General features: G+C 54.0%; 23 protein-coding genes. 21 read left to right on the top strand and 2 right to left on the bottom strand.

Annotated elements, in window-relative coordinates:
- The first annotated feature begins 1 nt into the window (after position 1).
- Genes QY332_16855 through mutY form a run of 3 tightly spaced genes read left to right on the top strand, consistent with a single transcriptional unit; the run spans position 2 to position 3,749 of the window.
- The gene (locus QY332_16855; protein WKZ35285.1) at positions 2 to 304 is read left to right on the top strand and encodes a hypothetical protein; all 303 of its coding nucleotides are present in this window, start codon (positions 2 to 4) and stop codon (positions 302 to 304) included.
- Positions 285 to 2,717 (top strand): glycosyltransferase family 39 protein, encoded by a 2,433-nt coding sequence (locus tag QY332_16850; GenBank protein WKZ35284.1) that lies wholly within the window; start codon positions 285 to 287, stop codon positions 2,715 to 2,717. Before QY332_16855 ends, QY332_16850 begins: the two co-directional genes overlap by 20 nt.
- Positions 2,718 to 3,749, top strand: a complete 1,032-nt coding sequence (gene mutY, locus QY332_16845) for an A/G-specific adenine glycosylase (protein WKZ35283.1) — start codon at positions 2,718 to 2,720, stop codon at positions 3,747 to 3,749.
- Between the two features lie 24 nt (positions 3,750 to 3,773).
- On the opposite strand, the gene QY332_16840 is transcribed toward mutY, so the two are convergent.
- On the bottom strand, positions 3,774 to 5,417 hold the full coding sequence (locus QY332_16840; protein ID WKZ35282.1) for a ribonuclease J: 1,644 nt from the start codon (positions 5,415 to 5,417) through the stop codon (positions 3,774 to 3,776).
- Positions 5,418 to 5,730: 313 nt separating this feature from the next.
- On the opposite strand from QY332_16840, the gene QY332_16835 reads away from it, so the two are divergent.
- From QY332_16835 to QY332_16755, 17 genes are all read left to right on the top strand, one after another.
- Entirely contained in the window at positions 5,731 to 8,202 is a 2,472-nt protein-coding gene (locus QY332_16835) for an alpha/beta fold hydrolase (GenBank protein ID WKZ35281.1), read from the top strand.
- An 18-nt stretch (positions 8,203 to 8,220) separates the two neighbouring features.
- Positions 8,221 to 9,480: a glycosyltransferase gene (locus QY332_16830; GenBank protein ID WKZ35280.1), complete on the top strand. Its 1,260-nt coding sequence runs from the start codon at positions 8,221 to 8,223 to the stop codon at positions 9,478 to 9,480.
- A gap of 347 nt (positions 9,481 to 9,827) precedes the next feature.
- A complete protein-coding gene (locus QY332_16825) occupies positions 9,828 to 10,874 on the top strand; it encodes a cytochrome c peroxidase (protein WKZ35279.1) in 1,047 nt (348 codons plus the stop codon).
- Positions 10,875 to 11,102: 228 nt separating this feature from the next.
- Entirely contained in the window at positions 11,103 to 11,960 is an 858-nt protein-coding gene (locus QY332_16820; protein ID WKZ35278.1) for an alpha/beta hydrolase, read from the top strand.
- Positions 11,961 to 12,271: 311 nt separating this feature from the next.
- Positions 12,272 to 12,721, top strand: coding sequence for a transcriptional regulator NrdR (gene nrdR, locus QY332_16815; protein WKZ35277.1), 450 nt, complete (start codon positions 12,272 to 12,274; stop codon positions 12,719 to 12,721).
- A gap of 158 nt (positions 12,722 to 12,879) precedes the next feature.
- Positions 12,880 to 16,587 carry an LAGLIDADG family homing endonuclease gene (locus tag QY332_16810; GenBank protein WKZ35276.1) on the top strand — a complete coding sequence of 1,236 codons (3,708 nt, stop codon included), beginning with the start codon at positions 12,880 to 12,882 and terminating at the stop codon, positions 16,585 to 16,587.
- 58 nt (positions 16,588 to 16,645) lie between these two features.
- Complete coding sequence (locus QY332_16805) at positions 16,646 to 17,254, top strand: hypothetical protein (protein WKZ35275.1); 609 nt, start codon at positions 16,646 to 16,648, stop codon at positions 17,252 to 17,254.
- Between the two features lie 80 nt (positions 17,255 to 17,334).
- Positions 17,335 to 17,472, top strand: a complete 138-nt coding sequence (locus tag QY332_16800; protein WKZ35274.1) for a hypothetical protein — start codon at positions 17,335 to 17,337, stop codon at positions 17,470 to 17,472.
- Positions 17,473 to 17,558: 86 nt separating this feature from the next.
- Positions 17,559 to 20,126 (top strand): hypothetical protein, encoded by a 2,568-nt coding sequence (locus tag QY332_16795; protein WKZ35273.1) that lies wholly within the window; start codon positions 17,559 to 17,561, stop codon positions 20,124 to 20,126.
- 22 nt (positions 20,127 to 20,148) lie between these two features.
- Positions 20,149 to 21,126 (top strand): hypothetical protein, encoded by a 978-nt coding sequence (locus QY332_16790; protein WKZ35272.1) that lies wholly within the window; start codon positions 20,149 to 20,151, stop codon positions 21,124 to 21,126.
- Positions 21,127 to 21,136: 10 nt separating this feature from the next.
- Complete coding sequence (locus QY332_16785; protein ID WKZ35271.1) at positions 21,137 to 22,321, top strand: hypothetical protein; 1,185 nt, start codon at positions 21,137 to 21,139, stop codon at positions 22,319 to 22,321.
- A gap of 20 nt (positions 22,322 to 22,341) precedes the next feature.
- Entirely contained in the window at positions 22,342 to 23,100 is a 759-nt protein-coding gene (locus tag QY332_16780; protein WKZ35270.1) for a hypothetical protein, read from the top strand.
- Position 23,101: 1 nt separating this feature from the next.
- Positions 23,102 to 23,419 (top strand): hypothetical protein, encoded by a 318-nt coding sequence (locus tag QY332_16775; GenBank protein ID WKZ35269.1) that lies wholly within the window; start codon positions 23,102 to 23,104, stop codon positions 23,417 to 23,419.
- A 653-nt stretch (positions 23,420 to 24,072) separates the two neighbouring features.
- Positions 24,073 to 24,483, top strand: coding sequence for a hypothetical protein (locus QY332_16770; GenBank protein ID WKZ35268.1), 411 nt, complete (start codon positions 24,073 to 24,075; stop codon positions 24,481 to 24,483).
- 131 nt (positions 24,484 to 24,614) lie between these two features.
- A complete protein-coding gene (locus QY332_16765) occupies positions 24,615 to 24,977 on the top strand; it encodes a hypothetical protein (GenBank protein ID WKZ35267.1) in 363 nt (120 codons plus the stop codon).
- Positions 24,978 to 25,053: 76 nt separating this feature from the next.
- Positions 25,054 to 25,470: a hypothetical protein gene (locus tag QY332_16760; GenBank protein ID WKZ35266.1), complete on the top strand. Its 417-nt coding sequence runs from the start codon at positions 25,054 to 25,056 to the stop codon at positions 25,468 to 25,470.
- A gap of 42 nt (positions 25,471 to 25,512) precedes the next feature.
- Positions 25,513 to 25,770, top strand: coding sequence for a hypothetical protein (locus tag QY332_16755; protein WKZ35265.1), 258 nt, complete (start codon positions 25,513 to 25,515; stop codon positions 25,768 to 25,770).
- 20 nt (positions 25,771 to 25,790) lie between these two features.
- Here QY332_16755 and QY332_16750 read toward each other — a convergent pair whose 3' ends face one another.
- A complete protein-coding gene (locus QY332_16750; GenBank protein WKZ35264.1) occupies positions 25,791 to 26,150 on the bottom strand; it encodes a response regulator transcription factor in 360 nt (119 codons plus the stop codon).
- Between the two features lie 157 nt (positions 26,151 to 26,307).
- Here QY332_16750 and QY332_16745 point away from each other — a divergent pair, with 157 nt between their 5' ends.
- The gene (locus tag QY332_16745) at positions 26,308 to 26,664 is read left to right on the top strand and encodes a PilZ domain-containing protein (protein WKZ35263.1); all 357 of its coding nucleotides are present in this window, start codon (positions 26,308 to 26,310) and stop codon (positions 26,662 to 26,664) included.
- Positions 26,665 to 26,670 lie beyond the last annotated feature (6 nt).

Below are 26,670 nucleotides of genomic sequence, written 5' to 3'. Positions count from 1 at the left end.
CATGCCAGTCAAAGTGATCATGACCTGGGATATTGCCGCCGAACGAGATCAGGAATACTTCGAGTTCATCATCGGCGAATTTGTGCCCGGCGTGCAACGGCTTGGTCTGCAGCCCGCGGAAGCGTGGGCGACCATCTATGGTTCCTATCCGCAAATCCAGGTGGGCTTGATCGCCAGCGATGAGCCTGTGGCGCGCCGCATCCTTGCCTCCACGGACTGGGTGCTCCTGCAGGAACGCCTCTTTGGGTATGTAAAGAACTATTCACACAAGGTTGTACCTGTTCGTGGCGGCTTCCAGTTCTAACCCAGTTTCACAAAAATTCTCGAGACTCTGGCCGTGGTTCTTCTTTGCCGCGGCTTTCGAGTCTTTAATTGCCGTGCTTTCGCTTTTGCTGATCCCGTCCGAAGGCGGACTTTCACTGGCGCGCACAGGCTTGCTCGGCGTCCTGCTCGTCTTCCTTTTCGGGGGGATTTATCTGGGATTTTCTGCCCGCCGCGACCCAACCCGCTTCAGCCGCTTTGCCAGCGCCCCCGTCATTCTCGCCTCCGCGCTTGTGGCCCTGACCTCGAGCCTGCTCCTCTTCCTTCTGCGTTATCTTAACCCCGAGGGACTCCTGCCATACTACGAACGGCTGGGTCCATTGCTTTGGTATTTTTTCATACTTGGGGTTCAAGCTGTCATCTTCCTTCTGCTCCTCAAAAATGGATTTCAGGCGCAGGAGTTTTCCAAACGCAAACCGGTTTATCTTTCCGCCCTGATCGCCTTTTTCATTCTGCTTTCCATATTCCTGTTCACTGCCGTCACGAAGATCGGCCTCACGGCGGATACAGCATACTGGGGGGAGCCGGGCGTCGCCATCCAAGGCTGGCAGTTCATCCTCTCCATTCTGTTGGGTTTCATCGTACTGCTTGTTTCCACCTCCGATTCCCGCATCACGAATATCATCCTTCCGCCCGCGTTGTACGTCACCGCCTCCGTCCTCTGGCTCAGCGTCCCTGTGGATGTCCTGCGTAATAGTTTCTATGCGCCGAGTTCTCCGCCTTTGGATACCCCGCTCCCGTATTCCGATGCGGGCTACTATGACTTTGCCTCCCAGAGCCTGCTCATCGGCACGGATTATTTCGGGGGTATCCCGCCGCGTCCCTTGTATGTGGTCTTTCTGGCCTTCCTGCACCTGCTCTTCGGGCAGGATTATCCCGCCATTATCGCCGCGCAGACCCTTGTGCTCGCGCTCTTTCCGGTTGCGCTTTACTTCCTTGCGAAGAAATTGCATTCTCCCGCCGCCGGCCTAACCGTCGCGCTCTTTGCCATTTTCCGCGAACTGGTCGGCTTGTGGATCTCGTCGAATACCCGCGTCGCCAATTCCAAGATCTTTACCACCGATTTCCCGACCGCCATGGCCATTGCGTTGATGTGCCTGGTTGCCATTTGGTGGCTGGAGCGGCGTGACGTGAAGTCCACGCTGGTGGCAGGCGGGGCATTCGGCCTGTTCCTGTTGTTCCGCACACAGTCCATGCTCACTTTGCCGGTCCTGTTCGTCCTGGCGTGGTTTGTCTTTCAACGGAAAACGGGGGAGTGGCTCAAGACAGGCGCGGCCTTTGCTTTGACCATGCTGCTGGTGGTCCTGCCCTGGCTGACGCACAATTACACCCTCTCGGGTAAATTTTCCTTTGACGACCCCAACCAGGTTGCCATCATCTACAGCCAGTATTCCTTCAGCGGGAACCTGGACCTCAGCCAGTTCGACCCTGAAACAGACAGTGTCGGTCGGCGTATCATCTCGTTTACGCTGGAAAACCCCGCTTATGTTGCCAATTTCATCACCACCCACTTTTTGAACACCGAGATCGGCGGCCTGCTCGCGCTTCCGCTCATCAAGCCGTTTTACGGATTGCAGGCCCCCGTCCATTTATATTGGATGGAATGGGACGGCTCTCTGGAATGGTACAACCTTGGCTTGATGCTGATGTATCTCTCGATCATCGCCATTGGATTTGGCGCGACGTGGCGGCGGGCCGGCTGGCTTGGGCTCGTCCCGCTGGCGTTCAATCTCGGATACGCCCTTTCGAACGGCATTGCCCGTTTCTCCAGCTGGCGCTACAACCTGCCTGTGGACTGGGTGATCTATTTTTATTTTGCAATTGGAGCCATTGAGCTTTTAGGCGGAATGGCATTGTTGTTCGGTGCGAAATCAAGGATCCTGGAGTCTGCAGGCGGGCCAGTGCGCATGGTTCCGCAAAAATTCCAGGTGCGGTACGCATTTGTGCTCTCTTTATTTATTTTGATAGGTGCGCTTCCCTGGCTTGCCAAGGGATTCGCCCAGCCGCGTTATACCTCCTCGCGGGAGGAATTGATCGTAAGACTTGTGCGGAATGGGATCGACCGCGCCGAGCTGGAGGCTTTCCTTTCCCAGCCGGAGGCCGTCCTTTTGGAGGGACGCATGCTGTATCCCCGTATGTATCGTCGGGGCGAAGGGCTTTCCTCCACAAATCCTTGGCCTGCTTATGTGGAAAGGGATTTTGCGCGCATCGGTTTCATCCTGATCAATGAAAATCCCCATAACCTGATCTTCGCCACCAGGGAGCGCTTGGATTTTCGGCAGGGTGCGGATGTGATCGTGCTGGCCTGCCGGGTGGATGATTATTTGGATGCCCGCGTGGTTGACTTCGGCGCTGGATCCTTTCAAAGCGCACCGCTCCCGCAAACCTGTCCATAGATGAAGCTCTCCTCCCTGATTCTAAAATGGTATGCAAGGCATGGACGCAGCCTGCCCTGGCGTGGTCATCCCGACCCGTACGCGGTCTGGGTCTCCGAGATCATGCTCCAGCAAACGCGGGTGGAAACGGCCATCCCTTATTTTGAGAGATGGATGAAGTTGTTTCCCGATGTGAAGAAATTGGCTGCTGCCAAAGAGCAGGATATTTTGAACGCCTGGGAGGGACTCGGCTATTACAGCCGCGCACGCAACCTGCACAAAGCCGCGAAAATTGTCGCCTCGAAGTTTAACGGAGAGCTGCCTCGTGATCTTGAAGCCTTGCGCTCCCTGCCGGGGGTGGGCCGCTATACGGTTGGTGCGATCGCGTCGATTGCCTTCCAAATGGACGCGCCGACCCTGGACGGCAACCTGCGCCGCATCTTTGCGCGGTTGTACGATGTAACGGAACGCGCCGATTCGCCCGCTGGTGAAAAAAAATTGTGGGAATATGCTGCGCAGAATGTACCCAGGGGAAACGCGGGGGATTTCAACCAGGGGCTTATGGATGTAGGCGCGACCATTTGCCTCCCAAAGAATCCGCGCTGTTTGCTATGTCCATTAAAGAAAATGTGCAAGGCGCGTAAAAACGGCACACAGGAATTGCGCCCCGTGTTGAAGCCGAAGAAGCAGGTTCCCCAATTTGTCCATGCGGCGGCGGTGATCGTGGAACGCGGGCGGGTGCTGTTGAGTCGACGCCCGTCAACCGGATTGCTGGGCGGGATGTGGGAATTCCCGAACACCAGGGTGGAGGAGAATCCTGCTGGGGAGTTGGAAAAAGCTTTGAAAGCAGCGCGCAAGCTTCACGTCAAGAAAGAGGCGGACTTGGTCACTGTATATCATGCGTATAGTCACTTTCGGGTTGTGGTTCATGCCTTCCGCTGTACAGCCGTCTCACTCCCCAAAACCAATACTTTGAAGTGGGTCAAGATCGATACGTTGGATGAGTACCCGATGGGCAAGGTGGATCGGCAGATCGCCCGGAAAATAAAATGACCGCCTTGCGACGGTCACAGGTGTTTATGATTTGCTGAGCGTGACGAAGACCATCGGTCTTCGTTTTGTTTGCTGGTGCAGATAGCTCTTGACTGCGTTGACGATGTCCTTTTCATCATCCAGTTTTCCATCATGGATGACGCTCATCACGCGTTTCCGAACCTCGGGCAGAAGCTCCTCGGCATCATCCGGTGAGACGAATCCGCGCGTGATGATCTCTGGTTCCTGCAGTAATTTTCCGGTGAGTTTGTCCAGGCTGATGTCAATCAGCAGGATGCCGTTGCGGGCAAGCTGGCTGCGTTCACGCATCACATCGTGGTCGATGTCACCGATGGATTCGCCGGTCACGAATATGTAATCGCCGGGGATGCGCTCGCCCAGCTGGATTTTATTGCCGACGAGTTCAACGATCTGCCCATTCTCAACAACGATTGTATTCTTTTCATCCATGCCCACCTCCTGTGCCAGTTGCGCATGGCGTTTTAACATGCGCAGTTCACCGTGAATGGACATGAAGTGTTTCGGGCGCACCAGGTTGATGAGCAGTTTTTGTTCCTCCTGCGCGGCGTGGCCGGAGACATGGATGGGGGCAACTCCGTCATCCACGACTTTTACACCGCGGCGCAGCAGGCGATTGATCGTCTTGCTGATGGTCTCCTCGTTGCCGGGGATGGGGTGTGAGGAAAGCACGATCGTATCATTCGGTTTGAGGTCGAACTGGCGGTTCGTGCCAGCGGATAAGCGCCCGACGATGGACGACGGTTCGCCTTGTGAACCGGTGCACATCAGAACCACCTTGTGGTCCTGCATTTGAAGAGCCTGGTCCAGTGGAACGATCATTTCATCCGGGATCTCCAGATAACCCAATTTGCGCGCAACCTTGACGTTATCCACCATGCTTGGACCGGCAATCGCCATTTTGCGCCCGTGCTTTGCGGCGGCATCTGCCACCTGCTGCACGCGTGAGATCAGGGATGCAAATGTCGCCACGATCACACGCCCCTTGGCCTCGCCAAAGACCTTGTCGAAGGCGGGGCCAATAACCGACTCGGAGGGAGTCCAGCCTGGGCGTTCGGCGTTGGTGGAGTCGGAAAGAAGCAGATCCACGCCGCGGGTGGAGAACTCGGCGAGTTTGGCGAAATCAGTGGGCCAGCCATCCACGGGAGTGTGGTCGAATTTGAAGTCGCTCATGTGAATGACCAACCCCGCAGGGGTGGTGATGGCCAGCCCCACGGCATCCGGTATCGAATGACTCACATGGAAATATTCAATGGTGAAGGGACCGATTTTTGTCGTTTCACCCGCCTGGATCGTTTTGAACTGCGCTTTGTGCTGCGAGTTGTTTCGCAGCAATTTACCCTCGATCAAACCGCGGGTAAGCGGGGTGGCGTGGATGGGCGCGGGAATATCCGCGACCACATGCTGGATCGCGCCGATATGGTCCTCATGCCCATGCGTGATGAAAATTCCCAGCACGCGGTTGGCGCGTTTCTTTAAATATTCAAAGTCCGGGATGATGTAATCCACGCCGAGCATGTCGTTCCTGGGGAACATGATGCCGGCATCCACCACGATAATGTCGCCGCCGAATTCGTAGGCCATCATGTTCTTTCCCACTTCGCCCAGCCCCCCGAGTGGGATAATTCTTAACTTGTTTTTCTTGCTCATATAGTTTATATACCTCTTGTTTTAATTAATGTATCATACCGCCTGCGGCGGATAAGGTCAAAAGAAAAAGACCTCCGCTGACTTGCCCGCGTGAGGTCCCTGTGTAAATTTCGAACACAAAACGCCTTGCCAAACAAAACTGCCTCAGGGCAGTAAAAAGTCAACTTAAACTGCGGTGATTATAGCAGATTGGAGGGGATTCGTCAAAGCGGGTTTTCTCTTTGTCTTGAAATTGACATTCACCCCCGTCTCATGTAAACTTCTCCAATGGACATGGAGGAATAAGAGTTTTCATGTAAAGTATAATCAGACGATGGATATAGACCTCGACCTCTACCGCCACGAAATCCGCATTTCGTCCGATCCCCTCATCCGTCTTTCTGCAATTGATGTTTCGCCTGAACGCCCCCAGCGCACCATCGTTTTCATTCATGGATTCGGCGGCAAGGCGGAACAATGGAAGTACCAGATGCAAAAATTCGCGCTGGATAACCGCGTCGTTGCATTGGACTTGCGCGGACACGGTCTTTCCGATAAACCGACCAGCGGCTACGACATGCAGCGTCTCCAGCTGGACCTGGAAACTGCCCTGACCCAGTTGAACGTATCCACGCCGTTTGTTTTGGTCGGCCACTCCTTCGGCGGAGCCGTTGTCACAGACTATGCCCTTAATCATCCCGATCACATCGAAAAATTGATCCTGATCGCAACGGCGGGTGAATTCAGATTGAATCCAATGTTCAGACTGGGTTTGAGTCTGCCGATGTCTGTCCTGCGTGTGATCGGCCCGTTCACGCGTTCATGGCTTCACGCCCCGCCTCATGCACTCAAGGAATGTTACGACCGCAACATGTCCAAATGGGTGGGCTGGGAAAAACTCGCCAATTTGCAGGTTCCCACCATGGTCATCCGCGGACACCGCGATTATGTCTTCGACCGTCCGCTGTTCGAGAAGGTGGCACAGTCCATTCCGGGGGCGGAGGATGTCGATGTGCGTGTATCGGGCCACATGGTCATGCTGGAGAGGCGCGCGGCAGTGGACCGGGCGATCGACGGCTTCCTTAAAGGTGAATCCAAAAAAACGTGGCGTGATTCCTCCTTTGCCGCACCGAAATCCCTGCGTGAGGAAATTAAGCGTGAGCGCGTCTGGCTCAACCAATATGATGACGGCGTGCCGTTCACCGTGGACGTACCGCGCATTCCCGCACATCTTTTATTGCGCTCATCCGTCAGGCGCTTTCCGAACCGTCCCGCCGTTTATTTCGAAGGCGCCAAATTTACGTATCGACGGTTGAACCACGAAGCCAACCGTTTTGCGAATGCCCTGCTTGCACAGGGACTTGGCAAAGGCGCGCGCGTGGTTCTGCTTTTACCGAACATTCCCCAAATGGTTGTGGCCTATTACGGTGCGTTGAAGGCGGGTGCGACGGTTGTGATGATGCCGCCCATGACCGAGCCTGAGGAGTTGGCACGCCAGGTCAGGGATGCGGATGCGAGCATGCTGGTCACCCTTTCGACATGGTCCGGCCTGGCAAGGCAGATCCGCCAGGAGACAGGGGTGCCGCATGTGGTGCTGACCGATCCCGCGGATTATCTCGTCCTGCCCAAATACCTGATCTCACGCTGGCGCAATCGCGGCCTGGATGTATCGAATGCGCTGCATTGGAAGCGCTGGCTCGCCCAGCACGGCAAAAAATCCCCCAGCGTGGATGTTTCCCCCGAAGACTTGGCTGTGATCATGTTTACGGGCGGTACGACGGCGCAATCCAAGGGTGTGATGTTGTCGCATCGTAACCTTGTTGCGAACGCCTTGCAGACCCGCCACTGGCTGCCCGACGCGGATGCGGGCAGGGAACGCTTCCTGTGCGTTGTGCCGTTCTTCCATAGTTATGGCATGACCGCCGCCTTGAATGTGCCCGTCTCGATTGGTGCGGCGATGATCCTCAAGCCGCAATTCCAGATTTTGGATGTGTTGAAGACCATAAAAAAATACAAGCCGACCATCTTCCCCGGCTCGCCAAGCATGTATGTGGCCATCAACAATTTCCGCGGTGTGCGCAAGTATGGCATCCATTCCATCAAAGCCTGCATCAGCGGCTCCGCGCCCCTGCCTGTGGAAGTGCAGGAAGCCTTCGAGAAACTCACCAAGGGGAAGCTTGTCGAAGGCTATGGCTTGACTGAAGCCTCGCCCGTCACGCACGCCAACCCAATGAACAAGAACCGCCGCATCGGCACGATCGGCGTGCCGCTTCCGTCCACGCAGGCGGCGGTCGTGGATTTGAAAACCTCGCGCAAGGAAGTGGAGCCCGGGCAGATCGGCGAACTGGCGATCCGCGGTCCGCAGGTAATGATGGGCTACTGGAAGAATGAAGCCGCCACCAATGAAGTGCTGACCAAGGACGGCTGGCTGCTGACCGGCGATGTGGCTCAAATGGACGAAGACGGTTTCTGCCGCATCATCGCCCGTAAAGCGGATATGTGGTACCCTGAAAAGGCGGGCCGGGAACCCGCCTTCCCGCGGGATGTGGAAGAGGTCATCTACGAGATCCCGCAGATCAAGGAAGTGGCGGTGGTGGCCGTGGCAGGCCATCCCTTCGCGTTTGTCATTGCGGGCCGGGAAAAGCCCAGCGCCGAGTCCATCCTGGCCTACTGCAAGCGCAGGCTTCCGCCGCATCTTGTCCCGCGCTTCGTCATCTTCATGGACGAGTTCCCGCGCACGTTCATCGGCAAGGTTTTGCGCCGTGAACTGGCCAAACGCTACGGGAAACAGATTGCAAGCGAATAGAAAGCGGGCACTTCTTTTGTGAATATTACAATTCTCAGCACAGGCACGCGTGGGGATACTCAGCCGTATATTGCATTGGGCATCGAATTAAAAAAAGCAGGGCATGCTGTGCGTTTTGCCGCGTTCCAGAATTATGAATCCTTTGTAAGATCATATGGGCTGGATTACTTCCCGATTCGCGGTGATGTTTCCCTGGTCGCCGGCGGGGAGAGCGGGAAGAAAGCCATGCAGGTGGATAATCCGCTGAAACTTATGCTCAGTTTTAACGAACTTAAGGTTCATTTGTTCGACCTTCAGCAGGATTTATTCAATGCCTGCAGGGATTCGGATGTCGTTGTCTATCACCCCGGCGCAGCCATCGGATATTTTGCGGCACGGCATTTCAATATTCCTAGCGTGCTTGCGACACCATTTCCCATGACCGCGACACGCGAGTATCCTGCGCTGATCTTTTACGATATGCCCCGTTTTGGAGAGGCTTTCAATTTCCTGAGTCATAAGATCTTCGAACAGATCATGTGGATGGCATCTTCATCGCCGCTGAAAGCATACTGGAAACAGGAGTTTGGGACATCGCCACAGGGATATTCCAGCCCGTTCAGCGGGCAGACCACAAGACGTTTGCCTACGATCATTTCGTGCAGCAACTATGTTTTTCATACACCAAAAGACAGACCCTCCAATGTCCATACGACAGGATACTGGTTTCTGGATGAAACAGCGGACTGGTCTCCCATGCCTGAGTTGATTGAATTTCTGCAAAACGGAAGCAAACCCATATACATCGGCTTCGGGAGCATGGCCGGTTTTGACGGGGCAGAACGGACCACGGCCTTGGTCATCGAAGCGTTGCGAATGTCCGGCCAGCGCGGGGTCTTGGCAACGGGCTGGAAGGGGATGTCCAAATTGGAGCGCCTGCCTGAAAACATCTTCATGCTCGAGAGCGTGCCGCATGCATGGCTCTTCCCGCGCATGGCTGCCGTGGTACACCATGGAGGGGCCGGGACAACCGCCGAAGGTTTGCGCGCTGGTGTGCCAAGTGTGATTGTCCCGCATGCCAACGACCAATACGCATGGGGGCGGCGCGTGTACGAACTGGGTGCCGGCGCAAAACCGATACCCCGTAAAAAACTGACCGCGGAAAATCTTGCAAAGGGAATTCAGTCTGCGTTGATTGATGACATTAATTCTGCCGCGCGGGATTTGGGTGAAAAGATTCGCGCCGAAAAAGGAACAGAGAATGCGGCAGGCGTCATCCTCGCGTGTGTGGAAGAATAGCGCCGACTTGCGAAACTGAAAATCCGCGTTTGGAAAAATCGTTGGTTGATTGGCAAAAGCCCCCATCACGGGGCTCGTTTTTTTATTATCGGGGATCATACATCAGGTAAAAAATCATCCTAGTGGGCGATGGACATGCCACTCTCATGTAGCCTAAAATAATGAGAACCTGTCTCAAAATATCCTCCTAAGCATGGCGATGAATCCGTGTGCCTGTTTTCATGACGCTCTTTGGCCGCTTCGCTCCCTCAGAATGGCATGCCGGTGTTTGTGAGATGAGTTCCAGTACATAATGAAAAGCTAAGATTTGGGTATGCCGGCTTTCTACAATTAAAAGGAGAATGAACATGAATAGAAAAACCCTCTTTTCCATCACTGCCCTTGCTCTGGCTTTGGTATTATTTTCTGCGTGTAGCTCTGCGACTGGGGAGGAAGCCGCGTCTGAAATCACGGATGGTATGCTTGGAATCTTTGGGACCCTGCCCGAGGAGGTGACACCCAGCGAATATGAGATGAGCGAACCTTTGGTTGATCTTGGACGGATGCTGTATTATGAGCAGCGCATTTCCATCAATGGGCAGATGTCCTGCAATACCTGTCATGGGCTCAACAATTACGGCATGGACGGTCTGCGTTTCTCATTCGGCCACTCCGGGAATCCGGTCGGTCGTAACTCACCGACCGTATACAATGCAGCACTTCATGTTGCCCAATTCTGGGATGGACGCGTCCCCACTGTGGAGGAGCAAGCCAAGGGTCCGATTCTGGCTGGTGGCGAAATGGGCATGCCCAGCGGTGATTATGTTGTCGATGTGCTTAAGTCAATCCCTGGGTACCTGCCTTACTTCCAGGCCGCATTTCCCGGCGATTCGGATCCCATCACCTATGATCATGTTGGACAGGCAATCGGCGCGTTTGAGCGACGATTGCTGACCCCCGGACGGTTTGATGATTTCCTGGCAGGCAACATGGATGCCCTCACAGAACAGGAAAAACGCGGGTTTGTGCTTTTCATCGAAACCGGCTGTGCCAGTTGTCATAGCGGCCCTGCCCTGGGTGGCCGCATGTACACCACCCTGGGTACAAAGGAACCTTACACGACCAATGATCTTGGCCGATACAATGTCACCCAGAACGAAGCCGACAAGTACTCTTTCAAAGTTCCCGGCCTGCGCAATATCGCCGTGACCGGCCCCTACCTTCATGATGGCAGCATCCCGACCCTGGAATCCATGGTGCAGTTGATGGCTCGTCATCAGTTGGGCAATAAACTGCCGGACAGTCAGGTTGACGACATGGTTACCTTCATGCGGGCGCTGACCGGCGTGCTGCCTTCGGAATATACCGCCGAACCTATCCTTCCCCCCAATCCTGAGCCTGTTGAAGCTCCGTAGCTAATGGACAGGCAGAAAGTTATCTCATCCCTCGCGCGGTTTTTGGGATGAAGCTACATGGAAAGACCTGCGAGAGCTGTATGCTCCAGCAGGTCTTTCCATGTGAGGGATGTACCCTTTCCAGATCGCAGACTGCGAAAGTAGAATTACCCAAATTGGAAGATTCCGTTTATGATTACGAACCCCCCGGACTCGGGATGGGAATTCCACTTATGGTTGCAGGAGTATATGACAGCAGTTGATCTAAAAGGCAGCGTGTACCGCGCAAGGTTGCTTGGGAATGAACAAAAAGTAAATTACGTTGGACAAGGCACGGGAACGCCGGTCATTCTCGCGCATGGGCTGGCTGCCTCGCTTCACGATTGGGACGACCTGCTCCCCGAACTTGCCGCTTCGGGCTATGCGGGCCATGCGCTTGACCTGCTCGGGCACGGCGAGAGTGAAAAGCCCGCGCATCCCTCTGCCTATACGGTGGAAAACACCTTCGCACATTTTTCCAAGTGGATCGATACGCTCCAGCGTCATGAGCCCATGGTCCTCATCGGTCATTCCCTCGGCGGCGGATTGTCGTTGTTGTATGCGCTGCGTCATCCCGAACGGGTACGCGCGCTGGTGCTGGTCAATCCGTTCTATGACATCAAGCAGCTGCCGCCGATGATGCAGAGGGTCTTCCGCCATCAACTCGTCAACACCCATCTGATTGAGCGCACGCCGTACCGCCTCTTCCGCTTTCTGGTGGACGTGAGCAATTTCAACTTCTACATCGGGAACCGCGAGACGCATATCCTGCCCGAACATATCCGTTACCAGACTGCGCTGGACTACAAACGCGCCTCCTCGGGGATTTACAACATCCCGCGCACGCTTCCCTCCCTGACGTTTGACCTGTCCCGCCTGCACCATCCGACTCTGCTCTTATGGGGCGGACGCGACCAGACCATCGCCCCGGCATCCTTCCTGCAGCTGGCGAAATCGCTCCCCAACCTGAAAGGGATGCACACCTTCCCGGTTTGCGGGCACGTCCCGCATCAATGCCACCCTGAGAGATTCAATCCGCATGTGATGAAGTTTTTGAAGGATCTATAAAGCTGAGGCCATGTCATTGCGAGCCGCATTTGTTGCGGGGAAGCAATCCCCAATTTTGCGGTTGGATTGCTTCGGATCAAAAAACTCCATCCTGGTGATGACGATTAACTCGAAACAGAATCAACCGTCCGTTGCGCAGGAAGCGGGGCGATGTCCGCAATATTTTAAGATTCACGTATACCAATCACCCCTTGTCAATGCATTGGGGAGGGGGTAAAATCCCCCACACTATGACCATATGTACGGGGATGTAGTGCGCATATGCCCATATATGGCTGTGACATTTGTTCTAATAATGGAGCACATTTCGGATGCGTTGTCCGTATTGCAAACATCACGATTCTAAAGTTCTCGACACCTCGCATGACAGCCACGGAGGCATTCGCCGCCGCCGCGAGTGCCTGAAGTGCAGACAGCGTTTCAGCAGTTACGAACGCCCCATCCTTGCCACACCGCTCATCATCAAGCAGGACGGCGCGCGTGAGGAGTTCGACCGCGAGAAACTGGCGCGCGGCATCCGTATTTCGTGCGCCAAACGCCCCGTCTCCGCGGCGGATATCGAGCGCATGATCGGACAGGTTGAAACTCAATTGACCAAACTGGGCAAGGCCGAGGTCTCCTCCCGCGTGGTGGGGGATCTGGTCATGGCCACCCTGAAGGAAACGGACCAGATCGCATACATCCGCTATGCGATCGTGTATTTGGGGCTGGATGATCTCCAGTCCATCCGCACGGAAATCGATCAGCTGCTGGAAGACTAATCCAAGGCACAGACACCCCCTCGCAAGGGGGGAGTGTCTTTGCCTTTTTGAATCTGTGAAATTCTGTAGGGTGACCCGCCCTGGATGAGAAAGTCGTTGTCGAAAACATGAAGGGTCGCCCCTGCGCTAAAACGAAAATATTTACAGGAGAGTGTCACATGGCAACAAAATCCACCGAACCCAAGGTAAAGAACGGACTCCTGCCCACGCCCCCCCTGCCCAGGGGACTGCCGAAGGCGCAGTTGACCGATAACGCCCGCCAGGTGTTGATGAAACGCTACGTCCGCCGCGGCGACGACGGCAAGCCCGCCGAGAACGTCGAGGAGATGTTCTGGCGCGTGGCCTATCACGTTGCGAAGGTGGAGGCGCAGTGGGGCGCGGATGTTCCGGAGCGCACGGTTGAGTATTACCACCTGCTGTCCGGCAGGAAGTTTTTCCCGAACTCTCCCACCTTTACCGGTGCGGGAACTCCGCTGGGACAGCTGGCCGCCTGTTTCGTACTGCCCATCACCGATGACATGGGGCGCGATTCGGCCGGCATCTTTCAAACCCTGCGCGATGCGGCGTTGATCCAGCAGACCGGCGGCGGCAACGGCTTCTCCTTCTCTCGTTTGCGCCCCAAAGGCGGATTTGTGCAAAGCTCGGCCGGGCAGGCAACGGGACCCGTCGGCTTCCTGCGCGTGTACGACCATGCCTTTGGCGAGATCGCGCAGGGCGGCACAAGGCGCGGCGCGAACATGGCTGTCCTGCGCGTGGACCATCCCGACGTGGAGGATTTCATCACCTGCAAGACCAACGAGAACCACATCACCAACTTCAACATTTCCGTCGGCATCACGGATGCGTTCATGCAGGCTGTGAAGAAGGACAGGGAATGGGAACTGCGCTTCCCCGACCTTGCCGAAATGAAGCAAAAAGGATTTAAAGGCACGCTCGAGCAGGCCGAAGCCGCGGGCATCAAGATCAACACCTACAAGAAGGTCAAGGCGCGTGAACTGTTCAACAGGATCGTCAAACAGGCGCATCATAACGGGGAACCCGGCATGTTGTTTTTGGATGCGGCCAACCGCGGCAATCCCGTCCCGCATTTGTATCCGCTCGAGGCGACCAATCCGTGCGTGACAGGTGATACCTTGATTTTTACAGATCAAGGCTTACGTCGTGTGGATGAATTGGCTGCTGATGGACATGATATCAATATTACATCTGACGCTCGCTTCGGCACCGATACCTTCCTGCCTGCTACTCATGTTTTCCAGACTGGAACAAAACCTGTTTATCGCCTGATGACTCGCGAAGGTTATGAATTACGCCTGACGGAAGATCATCGTGTCATGACCTCCCGTGGCTGGGTGGAAGCGGGGAAACTGCAATCAGGGGATCGTGTTCACATCTTAAATCGAAAAGGCGGATTTGGTCAAAGCGGTACTCTTGAAGAAGGACACGTACTTGGCTGGCTGGTGGGAGATGGTACGGTGAATGTTGTCCGTGCCGTGCTTTCGTTCTTTGGAGATGAAAAACAGGAATTAGCTCCCGCATTTGCTGAGATGGTGACAAACCTTGTTGAAAAATCTGATCAACACCGCTCTTATCCTGTTGGAATTGTGAGTGTCGACGGGCGCAACGAAGCGCGAGTTGCTTCTGACCGCTTGCGCGACTGGGCGGCGCAATTTGGGATTACAGAAAATAAAAAACACTTTGTTCCTTCGGCGGTTTTTTCTGGTAGTGAATTGATTCAGCGTGGTTTTCTACAAGCCTTATTTACTGCGGATGGACAGGTGAGCGATGGCCGTGAAAAGGGATGCACTGTGCGACTTTCCTCCAGCCATCTTTCCCTCTTGAAAGATACGCAACGATTGCTTTTAAATTTTGGCATTGCAAGCCGTATTTACGAAAATCGCCGTTTAAGCGGATACCGCCCCATGCCCGATGGAAAAGGCGGCGCAAAAGAATATTTCCATCAAGCACAGCACGATCTGGCAATCGGTAAAACCAACTTGATCCGCTTTGCGAATGAGATCGGTTTCCTGACTGAAGCCAAACAATCCAAGCTGGCTGATTATCTCAGCCGAATGATCCGCGGACCTTATGAAGAAACATTCCTTGCGACAGTGCAGGCGGTTGAGCCCGATGGTGTTGAGGCTGTGTACGATTTACATCAGCCTGATACACATGCATTTGTTGCAAATGGTCTGGTGGTTCATAACTGCGGCGAGCAGTGGCTGGGACCGTACGAGAACTGCTGTCTTGGCTCTGTCAACCTCAACGAGCACTGCGGACCGGCCGACAAAGAGGGACGCGGCACAGTCGATTGGGAGACCTTGCGGCAGAGCGTGGTCACCGCCACGCGCTTCCTCGATGATGTGGTGGAGGCGAATGCCTATGTGCCGGCCGTGCCCCAACTCGTCGAAGCCGCGCACAAGGCGCGCCGCATCGGGCTGGGCATCATGGGCCTCGCGGATTTGATGTATCACGCCGGCGTGCGCTACGGTTCGCAGGAGGGACAGGAGTTCGGCGCGCAGGTGATGGAATTTGTGCGCTATCACGCCATGCTGACCAGCATCGATCTGGCCGAGGAGCGCGGACCGTTCCCCGCCATCCAGGGTTCGATCTACGACATGGACGACATGAAATGGCAGGCGCCCAAGCCGCTGGCCGGCTATCAGCATAACTGGAACAGGCCCGAGGTTAAGTGGGAGGCGGTGGTCAAGGGCATCAAAAAGCACGGCATCCGCAATGCCGCGCAGACCACCGTCGCGCCGACCGGCACCATCGCCACCGTCGCAGGTTGTGAAGGCTATGGCTGTGAACCCGTCTTTGCGCTGGCCTATATCCGCCACGTCAACGACAACGGCAAGGACCTCAGGTTGACCTATGCCAGCCCGCGCTTCGATGAGACCTTGAAGAAACTCGGGCTCGGCGAGGAGAAGCGCCAGGAGATCGTGGAACAGGTGATGAACGAGGGCACCTGCCAGAACATCGCCGAGATCCCGCAGGCTGTGCGCGATACCTTCGTGGTCTCCGCGGATATTTCCGCCGAGGAGCATGTGCTCATGCAGGGCGCGCTGCAAGCCTTCGTGGACAACTCGCTCTCGAAGACCGTCAACTTCCATGAGAACGCCAGCGAGCAGGACGTTGCCAAAGCCTACCTGATGGCGTGGGAACTCGGCTGCAAGGGCATCACCGTGTATGTGACCGGCTCGCGCGAGACCGTGGTGCTGGAGACCAAAGCCACGGCGGATAAGAAGTCGCCGGGTCTCGATGCGGGCGGGAAGAGCGCCCGCTCCACTCAACCGGCGTCTGAAACATTGATGTGGCATGGGACGAAGAAGGCGCGCCCCAGGGCGTTGACCGGCCGCACGTATAACATCGAAACGCCGGTCGGCAAAGCCTTCATCACCATCAACGAGAATGGCGGCGACCAGCCCTTCGAGGCTTTCGTCAACACCGCCAAGGCCGGCTCCGAGATTGCGGCGGTCTCCGAAGCCATCGGACGCCTGATCTCCTATATTTTGCGCATGGCTTCGCCCGTTGCCCCGCTGGACAGGATGCGCGAGATCGTCATCCAGTTGATCGGCATCGGCGGCGGACGCTCGCTGGGCTTCGGTCCCAACCGCGTGCGTTCCCTGCCGGACGGCATCGGTCAGGTGCTCGACCAGTATTTGAATGAGAAGAATGGCATCGTTACGGAAGAGGTCAAGTCGAACGGCGGCAGCTCCCTTTCGGGAGCGAAGGGCGGCAAACATAACGAACCTTCCGCACCCGCCATGAAGATCGGCGACCTGTGCCCCGAGTGCGGGGAAGCGGCGGTGGTCAATGAAGAAGGCTGCCGTAAGTGCTATGCCTGCGGGTATTCGGAGTGCTAGAATAAAACAAATATCCAAGGTCTCGAAGACCTCGGATATTTGCATATAAAGGTATGATATGAAAAATTTCAATAATGTATCGATGATTGTTCTGTTTGTATTGGTTATGCTGTTATCCGCCTGTGGACCGGCTCAGCCATCGGATGAAGTGCAGGTGGCGGTGATCGTCGCTCTGACTCAAACCGCCGCCGCGCTCGAGAACCCCGCGCCTCCCGTAGAAATCGTTGAAACTCCACAACCTTCAGGCGACTTTCAGCCGTTGGCGGCGGACGAATGTACGAACCTGAAGGACACGCTGTCGCAAATGGTCGGGCTGCCCGGAGAAGTCGTCAGTTCGGTCCCCTTTAATGATTTCGTCAATGAAAAGAGCGGATTCGGCTGTCAGATCGCGTATTCCGTATCGGGTGAGAACGAACCGCCCGACGTGCGGGCAATCCTGCCCAGCCTTGGCTGGCAGGAGAATGATGCCTATGCCGCGGGTGGCATTGGCGGAATGGCGACCGCCTACCAAAATGGAGAGGCGCTCTGCCTGTACTTTTCCGAAGTGAAACCGGCGGATGAGAATGCCTGCCCGACGGGTGAAGGCTACATTCTATGCGCGATGGAACTGCCGCCCGAGCAACTGCTCCGCACTGTGTCGCTCAATTGCGCCCGCCCGGTACCGTAGCGATATAACAAAAAAGACCTGACAGGTTTCCAAAACCTGTCAGGTCTAATTTTTCGGTACACTCAAACCATCAATTTCCCATGAGGCGTCTTCTTTTACTGCTCACGGTCATCGACATGCTACTGCTGGTGCTGGGCGGATATGCCTGCTCGCGCAAACTGAAGTTTCTCAGCCTGCGCCTCGACCAGGTGACCGACGATATGTTGAAGCGCGGGTAAAACCTGCGGAATTCCCAACCTTAAAAAATCGTATCCTACTTGAATTGCCGTGGTCTTGTCTGTACAATGGAACCAACAGGTGCGGCATGCTGCGGTTCCGGAAAAGCCATCTTCTTGTCATACTGATCATTCTATTACTTGGATTTTCCACGCCTGTCCTCGCGGACTACCTGGGACCGGATAGAACCGTCACCACCGCTGTGGAGGAGTGCAAGGTGGTCTTGTGGGAATGCATGTATGTGGCGGCCAGGGGGGATTACCGCTACCACCGCGTGGACGACTGGTCATGCAGTAACGAGAGCAAGCCCTGGCAGGCGTATGCAAACTACCCGGGAGATTGCGAGTCATGGAATGACGGCCGCACCCAATGGGGACAGGAATACAGCGTACGCTACACGACCCTCACGCATCCCGAAGCGACGATTACCGGCACATTACAAAACTGCACCCTGCAAAACGGCTGGTGCGTGACAGCTCCTCAACTTGAACTAACAGCCAACGAGCCGCTATCAGGGCATCAGATTTTATTGATCGAAGGCGCACGCAATACCGAAATCTTTGCTTGCCCAGAATTTCAAACCAGTTGTCAAGTTCCACTGCTGGAAGGCGAAAACAACTTTGAATATTGGGCGCTCTCCTCCTGGGGTGACAGTTCGCGGATGGGAAGCCTCAGCGCCCAAGTGGACACGATATCTCCGGATATCGATCTGCAAATCAACGGCTCGAGCGGGACGAATGGCTGGCACACGACCCGAACCAGCCTCACCGCTGCGGCCACGGATGCGACCTCCGGGCTGGCATCCTTTGAAGTGAGCGCCGACGGCGGCGCATGGACGGCATACAGCGCGCCGTTATCCTTCACCGACGGCGTGTATAGGTATCAATTCAAAGCCGTGGACAACGCCGGCAATATCAATGAAACACCAGTGCTGGCGCTGAAGGTGGACAGCATTCCGCCGGCCATTGCGCTGACGGATGAACTGGACCTGGGCGAACCGTTCAACTACAGCCTGCAGGATGACGGCAGCGGATTGTACCTGGTGCGCATCGTGATCGAGGACGAGAAGGAACGCTTCCCGAAGGTGGTCTGGGAGGAGCGCGTTACAGGGAACAAGTTCAAGGAGGAATTCATATGGGATGGCAGGTGGAAGGACGGCAGTTCTGCGCCGGTAGGCGAGTACCTGATCACGGTCAAGGCGGGAGACGCGGCGGGCAACGAAAGCATCCGCAGCGGGATCGTAACGGTCAACCCGCTGAGTTATTTTCAACCCATCCCCGCGTTTACTCCTCCCCTTTCTCAGGGGGAAGGGCTGGAGGGGAGCGCTGGAGGAGAGGGCAATTCCGAGCCGTCCGTTGGCGGGGGTGTCGCTTCAAGTACCAGCACCCAAAGCCTTAGTTTCGCCGGCCATGCGGGGGCTGGCGCTGTCGCGGCCGCGGCCAGCACAAACGTGCTGTGGGGCGCAATGGCGGCGGCGGTGATCGGTTATGCAACCGCATTGGCATTGGAACAGCAGAAGAAACGCAAGGATGAAGAAGCGGCACAGATCGCGCAGGTGAGGGCGGAAGTAGAGGCCAGGAACGCAGCCATTGAAGCCAACCGCATTGCGATGCGCGAGCAGTGGAAGATCCGCAGCTGGCTGGAGGGACAGGCGATCTTGAAGGCGCAGCTGGAATATTTGCAGGACCAGAAAGCGTCGCCTGATGAGATCGAGGAGTTGCAGAAAACGGCCGCCACACAGGGCTTTGGTGCGGCGATAGCAAACGCGATCACGTTGGGACAACAATTGGCGGCGCAGCAGCAGGCGGAACAGGCCAAACAAGATGCGCTGCAGGACTTCCTGTCCAAGGAACGGGACACGTCCGCGGCGGAGGCCTGGCAGGCGCAGCAGCAGGCGCAGGAACAGCAGGCCGGTCTGATGGCGTATTATTTGGGGAGGAAGGCGGGCGAGGAGGGGGCGCAAAGTCAGGCTGATAAGCCATGGTGGGAGAAGACAAAAGATTGGGTTGAAGATAAAGTAAAGCAATTTGTGTTGCATCCCCCTTCGTGGTTGAGTGTTTCATTTCAGCCTGGAAAGCCATTTTCTTTGGGCAATTCCACAATAGACGAATGGGTTTCTTATCAACCTTGGGCAAGAAATATCCTCCAAAGTGTGGTATTTCAGAGGATGTCCATCGGTATAAATGAGTCGTTAAAACTGACGTCAAACCCTGCTGGGTACCTAGATATTAATTTCTCCAATGGCCGTTTTACCCTGAAAGGGGAGGAAAGACCTGATGGCTCCCGCGTAGATTATTTTATCCAACCATTTGCTCTAAGTTTCGGGCAGACAATATCAACTTCTACAGATAGACCTGATATTAGAGGAGTAAACGTAAGCACAATCGACATGGATATTCTTGGAAAAAACTGGGCAACCATTAAAGTATCGCAGGCTACTGGACGGGTAATATCCCCTATGCCAGTGACATTGTCCACTGGAGAAACGATTGCCACATCCACCACCACTTTGCTCAAAACAGAAGTTAGCATTCACCGTTGGCCGCGTTTGTTATTGGCGGCTGGAGTTCTTATTTTTGCATGGGAAGCGGGAGGGTTTGCAGCTCTTGGTAAGTTAATACCAGCAATACCTGCCTTGGAGAGAGTTTTCAACTGATATGCCCTTAATAGGAGACTTTATGAATAGGAAGCAAACATGGCAGGTTTTCGTATTGCTCTTTTTTCTAACCGGGTGTATCACACCTGTAAAAAACATAGTCTTGGAGCCTGCGGCACGCGAATTATCTTCGCCTGAAGAACTGCCTGAGGTATTGGTACATGAGCAAATCTACTGGCAAGATCGTTTTGTTTATCTTGATGGTGTTTCAGTGGAAGACGTCCCCGATGCAAAATTGCTGGAAGATATCAGAGTATATTCATCGCCCAAGTTTTCTCATAATGGAAGATATGTAGCCTATGTATATGGAAGTTTTTTCAATAAAATTGGCTTGTGGAATTCTGTCTCCAATGAACATACAGAATTAGTTGATACATCTCGAGATTTACCGTACGATGCGAGGATTGGAAGTTTCGCCTTCACGCCGGAGGACGACAAGGTGCTCTTTTCTTTTACTTGGCATGGGAATGACGGGAATGTGTACGCCGACTTGGCAACCATAGATATTACAACCAGACAGGTTGAGCAACTGAACATCAATGGTTTTCAGGTGGCATTTTATGGGCTTGACACTTCGCTTGATGGCAAATGGGTTGTGACGGATATGGTTACTTTGGACAGCCAGATTTGCCTTCTTGTCAACCTGGAACAACGAAATACTAAATGTCTGGTGTATGAAAAAGGCTGGTATGATTCCGTAAATTTTACTCCCGACAACAATCATATTGTGTATAGCCACAACAAGGAAATCGGCTCTCCTTCCAGTATTTTGTTTTCAAAGATTGATGGAACAGAAAATCGAATACTGGTTTCTGGTCTGGCAAAATCTGCGTGGATTCAGTTAGCTGCCGACAACGAAGTTGTATTTATTGGTACGGCATATGATAACTTGACTTGTTCCCACGTTTACATCATCAACCAAGACGGCAGCGATTTGCGCAAGTTGGCTTACCTTGGCGAAGAATGCATAACCGATGAAGGGGCACCCGTCGTTCCATAACTCGCTTCAAATGACCATACCAACCCCTTCAACAGGGTTTGGACAAGCTCAACCTGCCAGCTCAGGGCACGGCGTCTTTTGGGGCGTGATGGCGGCGGTGATCGGCTATGCAACCGCATTGGCATTGGAACAGCAGAAGAAACGCCAGGATGAGGAAGCGGCGCAGATCGCGCAGGTGAGGGCGGAAGTAGAGGCCAGGAACGCAGCGGTTGAAGCCAACCGCATTGCGATGCGCGAGCAGTGGAAGATCCGCAGCTGGCTGCAGGGACAGGCGATCTTGAAGGCGCAGCTGGAAGCCTTGAAGGAAGAAGGCGCACAGGACGACGACCTGCGTATCCAAGCGCTTAAGGAGAAAGCCGCGGCGCAAGGGTTTGGAGCGGTGCAAGAGGATGTGGAAACCCTGTATAACACACTCGTGATGGAGAAGGCAGAGCAGGCAGTGAAAGAGCAGGTCTTGCAGGATTTCCTGGCGCAGGAGCGGGACACGTCCGCAGCGGAGGCCTGGCTGGCGGAGCAGCAGGCGCAGGAACTGCAGGCCGGATTGATGGCGTATTATCTGGGCCGGAAGGAGGGCGAGGAGGGGGCGCAAAGTCAGGCTGATAAGCCATGGTGGGTGCCAATTTTTACGATGGAAAAAGCCAATCAATTGCTAAGTATCATTCCCTCCTTGGGACTAGGCTCTCCGAAAAGAAATGAAATTCCCATTTTTACTATTTCTTTACCCGGTAAGCTGTTTTCGGTCGGAACAGTTTCAACTTGGAGTCCAGCAACAGATGGGAATCCGAATGTGCGAGTAAACCCAAACAGCACTAGCGTGAGTAGTGCTTATCAAAACATATCCACATCCATCTCTTGGGATTCTGTAAATAATGTGCTTGTAGCAGGTGTTCGAGTAGCGTCACCTGTTAATGTTAATGAAGGTGATATAAATGCTGGATTGGGTTATTCAGTCAGCGCAAGGTTAGAAGTAAATCAACTATACAACACATCAATCGGTATGGATATAAATTATGTAGATTTGAGTATTAAAGGAGACGGCGGCAAAGGAAATCTCACTGACGGTGCATATGTTAAAATTAATGTATGGATTGTCCCGGTCGCAATCTTGGCGTTTGTTTTGTGGCCTAAGTTGATTCCATTTGCACCTGGGATAGCACCAGTTTTGGAAAAGCTTAAACTGCAACCATCCTATTGATATTACGGATTATTGATATTATGGAAAACATCTACAACAATATTTTTCTGAGGAACAGAAATGAAATTAAACAGTTTATTCAATCCGGCGACAATGATTGTGAGCATTATTATTGTTTGGTTTCGCTTGCCTATGCGTCAGAAGCACAAAGCGGTGATGCTAACGCGGCATTAAATAAAATTGGAAAAAACTTCACGGATCATAAATGCTCATTTCTTTTTGAAACAAAAATGTTGCTTGCTTATGAAAGCGGCAACATTCAGGATGCAATGAAATTTGGAGATGAAGCTGTAAAGATGAATCCCAAATCCTTTATTGCCCATGCAGTACTTGCTAGGATAAAATTAATTAAAAGGAATTACGAGGAAGCGGTAAGGCATTACGAGATTATTTGCAATGAATTCCCTAGTCATGAACAAACCTTGTTTAACATTGCAGAAGCGTACAGTTTAATTCAAGAATATAAATTGGCAAGCAAATATTTGGGACGAACAAATCCATCCCTGCGTAGAGAATTACACAGGCTGATGCTGGTTCTTGTTAGTGCGCCATTGCGATTAATTTTTGTTGTATTTTCTCTGATTGTTCTGGCGTTGCCTTCTATAGGATTTTGGTATTATTTGATTGCGTCGAGTGGGATAGCCGTTTTGATAGTATGGAGCTATAAAAAAGGATATATATTTATATATGGGAGTCTTGTAACCTTTCAGATAATCAATACTATTTTGGGCGCAATGGTTCTTGTATTTGTATGGTTGGATTCAATCTTTATTAAATAATGTGCAGATCGCGCAGGTAAGGGCGGAGGTGGCCGTCAGGAACGCGGCGATCGAAGCCCAGCGGGAGGCCATGCAGGAGCAGTGGAAGATCCGCAGCTGGCTGGAGGGACAGGCGATCTTGAAGGCGCAGCTGGAATATTTGCAGGACAAGAAAGCATCCCCCGAGGAGATCGAGGAGTTGCAGAAAACGGCTGCCACACAGGGCTTTGGTGCGGCGATAGCGAAGGCAATCACGTTAGGACAAGAGCTGGCGGCACAGAATTCTTCAATAGATCAAGGAAATGGAAAGCCTTTGTTTACCCCTGTTGACCTGCTTTAGTTTTTGTGTCCAGTAGAAATGTAGAAAACAACACCATTCCATTGTTATTTTCAGCGTGATTTAACAACCTTACTGGCTTGTGTTTCAACCTGAACGGGATCGATTAACTACAAGCGGGATAAATACTCGCTTTGTCCTTCTTGAAGTACTGGAAGAAAACAGCATTAATAGGTACGCCATAATTCGAAGACAGGTAATTAACAATTCTTTCAGTGTGATTGTCCAGCTTGGCTGCAACAATTAAGATCTTATGATCTTCGTTCAAGGTTTCTGGTGGAGGTGTGCCAAATGTTTTTTAAAAGACTTCTACATGTTTTTCCGATGGGTTTTCCGAGTATTTTTCGCATAGCCAATGCGTTTTTCGAACCGCATCGGAGCAGACTTTGAGAGGTTGACGGGAACGCGCCTCGGGTTATGATTGCGAAAGATCATCTTGGAGGTATCTATCCATGCAAAGCGAGGCGAAAGATGTAACAACGTATTTGGAGGAAGTCCCCGCCCTGTCCGCCCGACGTTGCCTGCCGGCTGCGGTGGGAAATATGGGGGAATCCGCAAAAGGTGACAATCTCCCCGGATTCTGGTTTAATGTATTTAAGATATGGGTGCCGTTTTTCCTATAGGTAATGTCGAGCAAGTGAAAGGAGAATTTAGAAATGAAGAAGATCCTTATTCCCTCTCTCATCGCAGCCCTGTTGCTGGTATCCGTCCTCTTTGTGTCCCCGGCGGGCGCAAAACGCGATCCCTTCGTCGGTGTTTGGACCTCCATCGACATAGACGGGAGCAGTCAAAGACTGACGATCGGCGGGGGCGGCGGTGTCCGTCACGTGCGCTATTATGACGACGGCGCAACCATCTGCGGGCTGGATCCCGATACGGGTGATTTCCTGTCCGCCGCATCGGCCCGCGGTTCGCTCTCGGTCTCAGGCTTTACCCTTTCGGGCAACCTGCCTGTCTACTGCCAGACAGCCCCGCCCGCCCTCGCGGGAAATTTCCCCTTTACATACGTCTACGATCCTTCCACCAATACATTGACGGACTGGCTGGGAGTGGTTTGGTCCCGCTGATCCGTGTTCGAAAGGCACCCTGTCTGTAACCGGAAGTGACAGCCACGCAGGTATGGCTGTCACGTTTTCAAGGCTGGCTGCCGTGCCATGCTTTTCCTGCATTCACAAACCGCAGCGAAAGGAAACCTCCCATGAAAACTTTATCGGTATATTGGATCCTTCTAACAGGAGCGCTCTCGGCGCTCTGGCAGGTGGCTACGTATTACCTGCGCTTCGGGCAGTTGAATCCGCATGCCCTGCTTACCGATTACCTCTTGTTCTTCCTCGCAGGCGCATTGGGCGGATGGATCCTGCTCTTCTTCTTCAACCGTCAAACCACGAACAAGGCGCGTTGGAGCGTGCTGATCGCCTTCCTGCTGGCGTTCCCTGTGGCGATGTTCTTCATGCTCGGCGGCGGCCTGCTCGGCTGGGTCGGGACCCTGCTCTTCCCCCAGATCCCCTTCGCGCTCTTCACGTGGATCGGGTCGCTCGTGGGGAAGTCCATTTCACGATAAGGCTTTCCCTCGGCTGGATATGATCGGGATGGCGCTTTGGCGTTCCTGTATTATGATTGCGGATAAGGAAACCGCCATGCCCGCCAGTATCGATCCCCCGCCTGCTGAGAACGAGTTCGAATGCGCGAACTGCGGCGCCTATTTCCACTACGAACTGACCCGTTGTCCCAACTGCGGGATCAACCTGTACGAGCCTGAGGAGGATGCCGACGGCGTCAAGGAAAAGGATCCGCAGGGCGGCGGGGTGTTCGGTCCGCTTAAGGACGCCTTTCATCGAGTCTTCCACAAACCGTATCCCGCCGCGGATGTCTTTGGCGATGCGCTCGACGCGTCCATTTTATATAACGACCTGCTCCAAAAGACGGGCGGAGACCGCGCCGCGGCGGAGCGGTTGATCGAATTCGAACGGGGGCAGGCACCCGCGTCCACGCGGAAAGGGTGGATCCGGAACGCCATCCGCCGCTGGGAGCAGGATAACCAGCAGGGCGGTTAGGCAAACCATCCTGTGCGAACGAAATGTGATGGAGGTATCACCATGGCAAAACTCATCCCCGCCGCAGAGCGCCTCGTCCGCGCCCGCAGGCTGATCCAGCAGGCCCGCGAGCTGCCCGTCCCTGAGACGATGGGCCGCCGCGATTTTTCCTATATTGCCAACGTCAAGGACCTGCTACGGCAGGCAAGGGACATGGTCAAATTCATTTCCATGACGCCCTCCGCCACGGTGGAGGTGAAGGAGGAGGTTGCGAGGATCTATCAGGAGATCGGGCAGGCGGACGAAGAGATCTTGAGATGAAACCCCGCCGGCGAATACCCCTATCCGTGCAGGATGGCTTCGATGTTTGAAATAAGTTCGTCGAGGTCGAAGGGTTTGGTCAGGTAGGCGTTTGCGCCGAAGGTGGCGGCGGAGCTGTTGCTGTTGTCCAGGGCGGTGATGATCAGGATCGGGGTCTGTGAAAAATTCGGGTCGGCGCGCAGGGATTTGCACAGGGCATAGCCGTCCGGGTGCGGCATCATGATGTCAAGGATGAACAGGTCGGGATGCATCAAATTTGCGGTCTGAATGGCTCTGGAGCTGTGGTTGATCGCGGTCACCTCGTAGTGGTGCGCTGTCAGGTATTTTTCCAGCAGGCTGGTCACTCGTTTATCGTCGTCCACGATCAGGATCTTGGTCATTCTACGGTTCCCTGCACTCCCATGAATTTTGCAAAACAATGGAATATTCCACCATTATACCCTTCCAAATTAATGTAATGTCCGGAATTTTTGCTATAATGAACCAGTTGTCGCATGAATGCGGTTTCGCCTGGCTGGATTGGAAAGGAGCATTCTGATGGATAAAGAGCGGCGCAAGGATGCAAGACGCAAGTTCACCTATTACATGCGTGTGCTGGACGCCGGCACGCAGCAGGTAATAGGCTATTTAACGGATATCAGTGCGGTGGGGATCAAGGTGGACAGCGACAAACCCCTTCCGCTGGATGTAAAATATGCACTGCGCATGGACCTGACCGCGGATGTCGCGAACAAAACATCCATGGTCTTTAATGCCGTCAGTAAATGGTGCCAGGCCGACAGTTTCGAACCGAATACCTATAACATCGGTTTTGAGGTCACGTTAGCCTCCCACGATGACACCCAGATCTTTAACCGCATGATCGAAAAATACGGGTTGAATAAAAGGGCCTGAACGCCG

Source organism: Anaerolineales bacterium (genome assembly GCA_030583885.1).
GTDB lineage: Bacteria > Chloroflexota > Anaerolineae > Anaerolineales > Villigracilaceae > Villigracilis.
The sequence above is the reverse complement of the archived record's forward strand: the minus strand, read 5'-3'. Positions and strand labels throughout refer to the sequence as shown.